This window comes from Corallococcus sp. CA041A, assembly GCF_003612075.1.
Classification (GTDB): domain Bacteria; phylum Myxococcota; class Myxococcia; order Myxococcales; family Myxococcaceae; genus Corallococcus; species Corallococcus exiguus.
Window position 1 is genome coordinate 1 of record NZ_RAWF01000356.1, and the last position, 8,344, is coordinate 8,344.

An 8,344-nucleotide genomic window follows, 5' to 3' on the forward strand; every position below is an offset into this window, starting at 1 on the left:
GGCGGGAGGCGGGCCGGCCTGGATCCGCGGCGAGGCCGCCACGGATGGGCGGTTTGTCCGCGTCGGCCATGGGTGAGGGACTTGGGAAGAGACGCGGGGGTTCAGAGGGAGCGGAGTCCTGCGGCCGCTGCGCACGGCCGGCGTTCGTGCTCCGCGCTCCGGTCAGCAAGGAGCGCATGGGCACGATGGGCGTGGGCGCGGGGACCTCTTCCTCCTCACGCATCACTCCGGCCCGGCGCACGACGGGCGTGGGCGCGCGCTCCTCGTCCTCCGTGAGGGAGGTGGGGCGGCGCACGATGGGCGTGGCCGCCGGCGGCTCGTCTTCCGGCAGGGGCCGACGCACGACAGGAGTGGGCGCGGGGGCCTCTTCCTCGGAGGCCGGCCTGCGCACGATGGGCGTGGGGGCGCGTTCTTCTTCCTCGGAGGCCGGCCTGCGCACGATGGGCGTGGGCGCGGGGGCCTCTTCCTCGGAGGCTGGCCTGCGCACGATGGGCGTGGGGGCGCGTTCTTCTTCCTCGGAGGCTGGCCTGCGCACGACGGGCGTGGGGGCCGGCGTGCTCGTGTCGTCTTCTTCCACTTCCACCGGCCGGCGCACGACCGCCGTCGCTCCGGAGGAGCCATCCTCGGAGGCGCGGGCCTCCGCATCCGAATCCCCGGCGTCGTCCCCGCTGACATCCTTCAAGCCGAGGGCCTTCACCAGGGGACTCGTCACCATCTCCGTGGGCGGAGCCGGCTCCGAGCCACGGCCTCCCAGCGGTTCCGGCTCCTCTTTCTTCGCGGTGTCGTCGGTCGTCTTGGGCGCGGCCGCGGGCTCCGGAGGCGGCGTGGCTTCCTTGCTCGCGGGGGCCGGAGCGGCCTTTGCGGACTCGCGCAGCGGCAGGCCCATGACCATGGGCACTTCGTCCGGCCGCATATCCGGCTCGGTCTTGACGAGCCGGGTGTCCATCCCGTCGTCCAGGGCCATGCCCATCACCACGGGCGCGTCCTCCGCGCCGTCTTTCGCGGGGGGCGGGGCGGCTTCGTCGGAAGCGGCCTGGGCCGCGGGCTTCGCGGGCTGCCTGGCCGCGACCGCGGGCTGGGACGCTTCCGGCATGCCCAGGCTCGCGAGGCGGTTCGTGGGCGTGCCCGTCATCGTGACGTCGGGCGGTTCGCTGGCGGCTTCGACCGGGACGTGGCCGCGTTTCTCCAGCAGCGAGTCGTAGAGGTCCAGCAGCTGGCCCCGGATGAGGCCCGCGTCCAGAACCTTCTCCGCGAACGCGCGCCCGGCCTTGCCCAGCGCCACGCGGCGGGGCACGTCGCGCGCAAGGTCCAGGATGCGCTCGGAGAGGGCGCGGGCGTCGCCCGGAGGGAAGAAGACGGCCGCGTCCTTTGGAATCAGCTCGCGGGTGACGGGCAGGTCCGCGGCGATGACCGGACGGCCGGCGGCCAGGTACTCAGAGACCTTGGCCAGCGGTCCGCCCTGGAGCCGGTTGCGCTCCGAGTCGTCCAGCGGCAGCACGCCCACGTCCGCCAGCGCCAGCACCTTGACCAGGTCGTCGTGCACGACGGGCGGCTGGAAGTCGACCTTCTCCTTGATACCCAGGTCGTTGACCAGGTCCTCCAGGTGCGGCTTCCAGTCCGGATGGTGCGCGCCCACCAGCGTCAGGCGCACGTCCACCTGCTGGGCCGCGAGCGCGGTGGCGCGCAGGAGGGTGGGCAGGCCCTGCCAGCCCACGTGGCTGCCCAGGTACATCATCCTGAGGGGCGAACCGTCCGGGGCGCCGAGCACCTCCGGGTCGTACGGCTTCAGGTCCACCGGCGCGCGAATCGTCCGGAGCTGGTCCTCCGCCGCGCCCAGCCCCTGGATGAACGCGCGCGTCGTCTGCGAGCCGGTGACGACGAGGTCCGCGTTCATCAGGCAGAACAGCTCCTGGCGGCGGATCTTCGACAGGAAGCGGCGGTCGCCGTCCGTCTGCGGATGGGTGTAGCGCAGCTCCTGTGAGGGGAACGTCTGCGCCTCATAGATGAGGCGGTAGCCGTAGTCCGCCTTCAGCTCGCACAACGCGTACCCGCCGAAGGGGTCCGTGAAGTGGGCGAGGGCGTAGTCCTCGCTTTCTAGCTGGCGGCGAACGGCCCGTTCAAAGGACTGGATGCGCGACGCCAGGTCCCCGGAGCCTACCGGGACGCGGAGCAGCCGGGCGCCCTGGTACTTCTCGATATGGGAGTGGTCGGGCGTCTTCGCCGACAGCACCACCACGGAGAAGCGATCAGGCAACGCCTTCAGATACTCGGTCAGTCGGCGTGAGGAGCCAGACGGGCCGGGGATGACGTCAAAGCTGCACAGGAGAAGTCTGGGCAGGTCGCTCAAGCGGTCGCAGGATACTTGGACCGGGGTGAGGTGTCATCGGTCGTGACGGAAGTTGAAGGGGGTCGGCGGAACAACACATCCCGTGACGGATGCGTTGACCCCCTGTATGCCGCGTCATAACGAGGCGAGGTGTCCATGGATGAGCGGAAGGGCGTCACCGTGAGCTACCTGCGGCAGCTGGCCCGGAAATACCTCCGGGAGGGAGCTGGCGCGTCCCGCGGGCGGGAGCTGGTCACCTCGCTGGCCGAGCGCATTCCCGCCCTGGGGCGGCTCGCGCGCATGGCCGGCCTGGCGACGTCCCGGCGCGGCTCCGGTGACGTGGGCGGCGAGGAGCGGACGCTGGATTCCGGCCCTGCGGATTCCCGCTCCGCCAAGGGGCCGACCCCCGAGTCCGTGCCCCTGCCTTCGCCCGAAAGTGCCGCCGCGCCGCAGGCACGAGAACTTTCCGAGGAGCCCATCACGGAGCCCAGCGGCGGCCCCAAGACGCGGCCCGCGCGCGTGGTGACGTTCCCCGCCCGCGAGAAGGCGCGCCGCGACCCGGAAGACGAGGCCACGGTGTCCCTGTCGCCGGAAGCGCCCACGCCGCGCCCGTCGAGTTCTCCCAAGGCAGAACAGCCCGCCGCCGCGCCGCCCGCGCCCGCGAGCGAGCCGCCGCACGCCGCCGAGCCCCTGGTGGAGGGGTTCTTCGTGACGAAGATGGCGGGGGAGAAGGAAGCGCGCCGCCACCACCTTCTGGAGGAGCAGGCGCCGCGCCTTCCTCCGGCGGACGCGTCGCCCGAGCGCAACGAGCACCTGGCCATGCTGCCCCTGGACTACCAGGACGACGCGATGGTGCTGCTCGCGAGGGATCCGCACACGCTCTTCGTCTTCTGGGACTTCAGTGACGCGAGCCGGGGCCGGGCACTGGACGACCTGCCGGCGCCGCGCGCGGTGATGAAGGTGTTCGACGGCGAGGGCGTGTCGCGCGAGGTGGATTTCGCGCTGGAGTCGCGCAGCTTCTATCTGCAGGGCATGACGCCCGGGCGAACGTACCGGGTGGAGGCGCACTTCGTCGGTTCGGATGGCCGGTCGCGCCGCATTGGACATTCGTCCAATCGGGCCACGCTGCCGCCCGCGGGACCGTCGGCGGACACGTCCATCCGGTTCCTGCGCATGCCGCCTCCGCCGGTGGTGGACCGGTCGCGCGAAGCTGTCCCCACCGCGGCGTCCGTGCGCGTCCCTCGGGTGGAGGAGCGCGAGTACGTCACCTGGCGCCGGGTGCAGCTGCCGGGGAGCGCCGGGTTGGCGGACGTGCCGGAGGTCCACCGTGAGCGCACCGAGGCTTATGTCGATGCGCCGCGCGTCCCTGGGGCTTCGGACCAGCGCTACGCGGAAGAGGCCTATCTAGAGAGCGCGCCGCGTGCGCCGGGGGCTTCGGACCAGCGCTACGCGGAAGAGGCCTATCTAGAGAGCGCGCCGCGTGCGCCGGGGGCGTCCGACCAGCAGTATGCGCGCGTGGGGGAGGCGACGCTCGGTGAGGGCGCGGTGCTGGCCCCGTCTCGCCCTCCCGGGGCGTCGGATCAGCGCTACCTGGACGTGGAGCGGGCTCCGGGTGCTTCGGACCAGCGCTACGGTGGAGACGTCGCGGGTCCTTCGTACCTGGAGGTGCCGCGCGCTCCGGGTGCTTCGGAGCAGCGGTACGGTGGAGACGTGGTGGGCACTCCGTATCTGGAGGTGCCGCGCGCGACGGGCGCTTCGGATCAGCGCCACGGTCAGGCGCTGCTGCCGGGCGGCGTTTCGGAGTACCGCTATCTGGACGTGCCGCGTGCACCCGGCGCTTCGGACCAGCGGTACGTGGCGGGAGGGCAGGGGACCCAGGGCGTGCAGCGTGCGCCGGGGACTTCGGACCAGCAGTACCTCACCGTGCCTCGTGCCGCGGGCGCTTCGGATCAGCGGTATCTGACCGTGCCTCGCGCCGCGGGTGCGTCGGACCAGCAGTACTTGAGCGTGCCTCGTGCCGCAGGGGCTTCGGACCAGCAGTACCTCACCGTGTCGCGTGCGGCGGGCGCTTCGGATCAGCGCTACCTGTCCGTGGATCGCGCCACGGGCGCGTCGGATCAGCAATACCTGACCGTGCCTCGGGCGGTGGGCGCATCGGATCAGCGCTACCTGTCCGCGGATCGCGCGACGGGCGCATCGGATCAGCCTGGTGCGGCCGGGCGCTCGGATGCCTGGTCTCCGGAGTCCCCGACCTCACGGGGTGACCTGCTCGAAGCACGGGACCTCTCGTCGACATCGTCTCCAGTGGGCGCCGAGGGTTCGTTCCCGTCCGGCCCATCGACGCACGGCGCGGCCACCACGGATTCGTGGCGGCCCACGGAGCCGGAGCCTCCCAAGGACCCGTGGGCCTTGAGCGTGGCTCGCGGTCCCTCCGCGTCCGAACAGCGTGCCCTCGACAAGGCCCGCGAGGCCGCGCGACGGGCCGCAGTGGCCTCCGTTTCCGCGAGCCCCCCGCCCGCGAAGGCCGAGGCTCCGCGCACTCCGCCCGCGCAAGTCGAGGCTCCGGCCCCGAAGGTGGAGACCCCAGCGGCTTCGAGCGCCGTGGCTCCCAAGGCGGACGCCGCGAAGTCTCCGCCTCCGAAGGCGGCCCAGAAACCACCGGAGCCCAAGCCCTCGGGCTCCAAATCCTCCAAGTCCCGGCCCTCGCGCCGTGGACGGAAGTGAACCCGCACGGCCTCTCCGACCGACCTATGAGCCTGGGCTCCCTCGCGCTGGTCCTTCACGCGCACCTGCCGTTCGTTCGCCACCCCGAGTACGAAGACTTCCTCGAGGAGGACTGGCTCTACGAAGCCATCTCCGAGACGTACCTGCCGCTGCTGCGCGTGTTCGACAGGCTGGTCGAGGACCGCGTCCCCTTCCGGGTGACGATGACGCTCTCGCCCACGCTCGTGTCGATGCTCAATGACGACCTGCTGCGGGAGCGCTACGCCCGCCGGCTGGACTCGCTCTGCGAGCTGGGCGCCCGCGAGGTGCACCGCACCCGGGACGACTCCACCTTCCACCCGCTGGCCGTCTTCCACCGCGACCACTTCGAATCGCTGCGGCTCGCGTACCACAACCACTACCGGCGCGACCTGGTGGCCGCGTTCCGCAGGCTCCAGGACTCCGGCCACCTGGACATCCTCACCTGCAACGCGACCCACGGCTTCCTGCCGCTCATGCAGCAGACGCCGGAAGCCGTGCGCGCGCAGGTGACGGTGGCGGCGAACCACTACCGCCAGAACTTCGGCCGCGACCCCGCCGGCATCTGGCTGGCCGAGTGCGGCTACTACCCGGGCCTGGAGCGCATCCTCTCCGCCGAGCGCATCCGCTACTTCTTCGCGGACACGCACGCGCTCACGGACGCCACGCCCCGCCCGCTGCACGGCCCCTACGCGCCCATCTTCACCGAGCCCGGCGTGGCCGCCTTCGCGCGCGACCCGGAGAGCAGCCAGCAGGTCTGGAGCACCGAGCACGGCTACCCCGGCGACCCCGTCTACCGCGAGTTCTACCGGGACATCGGCTGGGACCTGGACCTGGACTACGTCCGGCCCTTCATCCAGCCCACCGGCGACCGCAAGAACACCGGCTTCAAATACTTCCGCATCACCGGCAAGACGAACGACAAGCAGCCCTACGACCCGGCCGCCGCCCGCGAGCGCGCCTGGGTCCACGCGGGCAACTTCCTCTTCAACCGCGAGCGCCAGTTCGAATACCTCGCGTCGCGCATGGGCGGCCGCAAGCCCGTGGTCGTCGCGCCCTATGACGCGGAGCTCTTCGGCCACTGGTGGTTCGAGGGTCCCCACTTCATCGACGCCCTCATCCGCCAGGCCGCGCGCAACCCCAGCCGCATCCAGCTCATCAGCCCGCTGGACGACCTGCGCGAGCACCCGGAGAACCAGGTGGCCACGCCGCCCCTTTCGTCCTGGGGCGCGGGCGGGTACGCGAACATGTGGTTGGACGGGACCAACGACTGGATCTACCGGCACTTGAACCACGCCGCGCGGCAGATGGTGGAGCTGGCCCGGGACTTCCCGGACGCGTCGTCCCTCAAGCGCCGGGCGCTGAACCAGGCCGCCCGCGAATTGCTGCTGGCGCAGGCCTCCGACTGGGCCTTCATCATGAAGACCGGCACCATGGTGGACTACGCCGTACGCCGCACGAAGGAGCACCTGCAGCGCTTCCTGCGCCTGCACGACCAGGTGCGCGCCGGAACCATCGACGAGTCCTGGCTGTCCCACGTCGAAGGACGCAACAACCTGTTCCCCGAGCTGGATTACCGCGTCTACCGGCCCGGTTGAGCGGTTCGGGAACAGGCGGCCGGGCCAGGGGTTCACCTTCCGTCACCGGACACGGTCGTTCCGGTTGCGGGGCTTCGTTTCCGCTTTAGGTTGAGGAAATCCATGACCCACACGCTCCCTTCGTCCCGTCGCAAGCTCGTGGCCGCCGTGCTGGTGTTGGCGTCGCCCACGCTCGCCCTCGCGCAGGCTCCCGCACCCCAGCAGCCGGCCGCGCCCAAGACGCAGCAGGCGGCCTCCGGTCAGGCTGGCAACCTCCAGCCCGCCACGCGTGAGGCCCAGTCGCTGGCCTCGCTGGCGCCCCTGGTGGAGTCGGTGAAGTCCGCCGTGGTGAACGTGGACGTGCAGGCCCGTCCGGAAGTGCCGGAAGGCATGGAGGACAACCCGCTCTTCGACCGCTTCTTCGGAGGCAACGGGCGGGGCCGCGGCGGCGGACGCAGCGAGCGCGAGCAGATCCGCCAGGGCGCCGGGTCCGGCTTCATCATCGACCCCAAGGGCCTGGTGCTCACCAACAACCACGTCATCGAGGACGCGGTCACCATCACCATCCGCCTGGACGACGGCCGTTCGTTCTCGGGCGAGGTGGTGGGCCGCGACCCGCTCACCGACGTGGCCGTGGTGAAGATCAAGGAGAAGGTGGATCAGCTCCCCGCAGTGAAGCTGGGGGACTCCGACGCCGTGCGCGTGGGTGACTGGGTGCTGGCCATCGGCAACCCGTTCGGTCTGGCCTCCAGCGTGAGCGTGGGCATCCTGTCCGCGCGCGCCCGGGAGATTGGCGCCAGCGTTTACGACGACTTCCTGCAGACGGACGCGGCCATCAACCCCGGCAACTCCGGCGGCCCGCTCTTCAACATGAAGGGCGAGGTGGTGGGCATCAACACCGCCATCGTCGGCGGCGGCACGGGCATCGGCTTCTCCGTGCCCAGCAACCTCATCAAGGCGCTGCTGCCTCAGCTGGAGAAGGAGGGCGCCGTCACGCGCGGCTGGCTGGGCGTGGGCATCCAGCCCCTCACTCGCGAGCTGGGCCAGGCGCTGAAGTTGTCGGTGAGCGAGGGCGCCATCCTCACGCAGATCACCCCCGACTCCCCGGCGGCGAAGGCCGGGCTCAAGCCGGACGACGTGGTGGTGGCCGTGGACGGTAAGCAGGTGCGCTCCGACAGCGACCTCACCCGCACCGTGGCGCTCAAGAAGCCCAACACCGTCGCGACGCTGACCCTCTACCGCGACGGCAAGAAGCAGGACGTCAAGGTGACCATGGGCACCCGGCCGGACCTGGAGGGCCTGTCCAAGAAGAAGCCGGGGGCCACCGACGAGCAGGACAGCTCGCGCCGCGTGGGCGTGTCCCTGCAGGACCTGGATGCCCGCACGGCGTCCCAGGCGGGCTTCACCGAGCGCGCCGGCGCGCTCATCACCGACATCGTCCCGGGCTCGCCCGCGGACCGCGCGCAGCTGACGCCGGGCATGCTGGTGGTGGAGGCGAACAAGAAGCCCATCGCGAGCGCGAAGGAGCTGGCCGCGGCCATCCGCGCCGCGCCCAAGGGCAGCACGCTGCTGCTGCGCGTGGCCGGCCCTGGCGGCGGACGCCTGCTGCGCGCGCTGACCGTTCCTTGAGCTGGGGATGAGCGTCAACTACGTCTCGTTGGGTGACAGCACGGCGGTGGGGGTGGGGGCGTCGCAGGGC

The 8,344-nt window shown here is 71.3% G+C and carries 4 protein-coding genes; 3 read left to right on the forward strand and 1 reads right to left on the reverse strand.

Annotation, left to right across the window (positions count from 1 at the left end):
* Positions 1–2,254, reverse strand: a 2,254-nt coding sequence (locus tag D7V77_RS45245) for a glycosyltransferase family 4 protein (protein WP_233597489.1), incomplete at its 3' end; no start/stop codon positions are given.
* A gap of 228 nt (positions 2,255–2,482) precedes the next feature.
* Here D7V77_RS45245 and D7V77_RS38270 point away from each other — a divergent pair.
* From D7V77_RS38270 to D7V77_RS38280, 3 genes are all read left to right on the forward strand, one after another.
* Positions 2,483–5,050 (forward strand): DUF4912 domain-containing protein, encoded by a 2,568-nt coding sequence (locus D7V77_RS38270; protein WP_147452291.1) that lies wholly within the window; start codon positions 2,483–2,485, stop codon positions 5,048–5,050.
* Positions 5,051–5,076: 26 nt separating this feature from the next.
* A complete protein-coding gene (locus tag D7V77_RS38275; protein ID WP_120581169.1) occupies positions 5,077–6,666 on the forward strand; it encodes a glycoside hydrolase family 57 protein in 1,590 nt (529 codons plus the stop codon).
* A 102-nt stretch (positions 6,667–6,768) separates the two neighbouring features.
* The gene (locus D7V77_RS38280; protein ID WP_120581170.1) at positions 6,769–8,274 is read left to right on the forward strand and encodes a trypsin-like peptidase domain-containing protein; all 1,506 of its coding nucleotides are present in this window, start codon (positions 6,769–6,771) and stop codon (positions 8,272–8,274) included.
* The last annotated feature ends 70 nt before the right edge of the window (positions 8,275–8,344 follow it).

What these genes read in the sequence shown, in the direction of transcription:
- D7V77_RS38270 (WP_147452291.1), top strand. Translation starts at nt 2,483, where the DNA reads ATGGATGAGCGGAAGGGCGTCACCGTGAGCTACCTGCGGCAGCTGGCC.
- D7V77_RS38275 (WP_120581169.1), top strand. Translation starts at nt 5,077, where the DNA reads ATGAGCCTGGGCTCCCTCGCGCTGGTCCTTCACGCGCACCTGCCGTTC.
- D7V77_RS38280 (WP_120581170.1), top strand. Translation starts at nt 6,769, where the DNA reads ATGACCCACACGCTCCCTTCGTCCCGTCGCAAGCTCGTGGCCGCCGTG.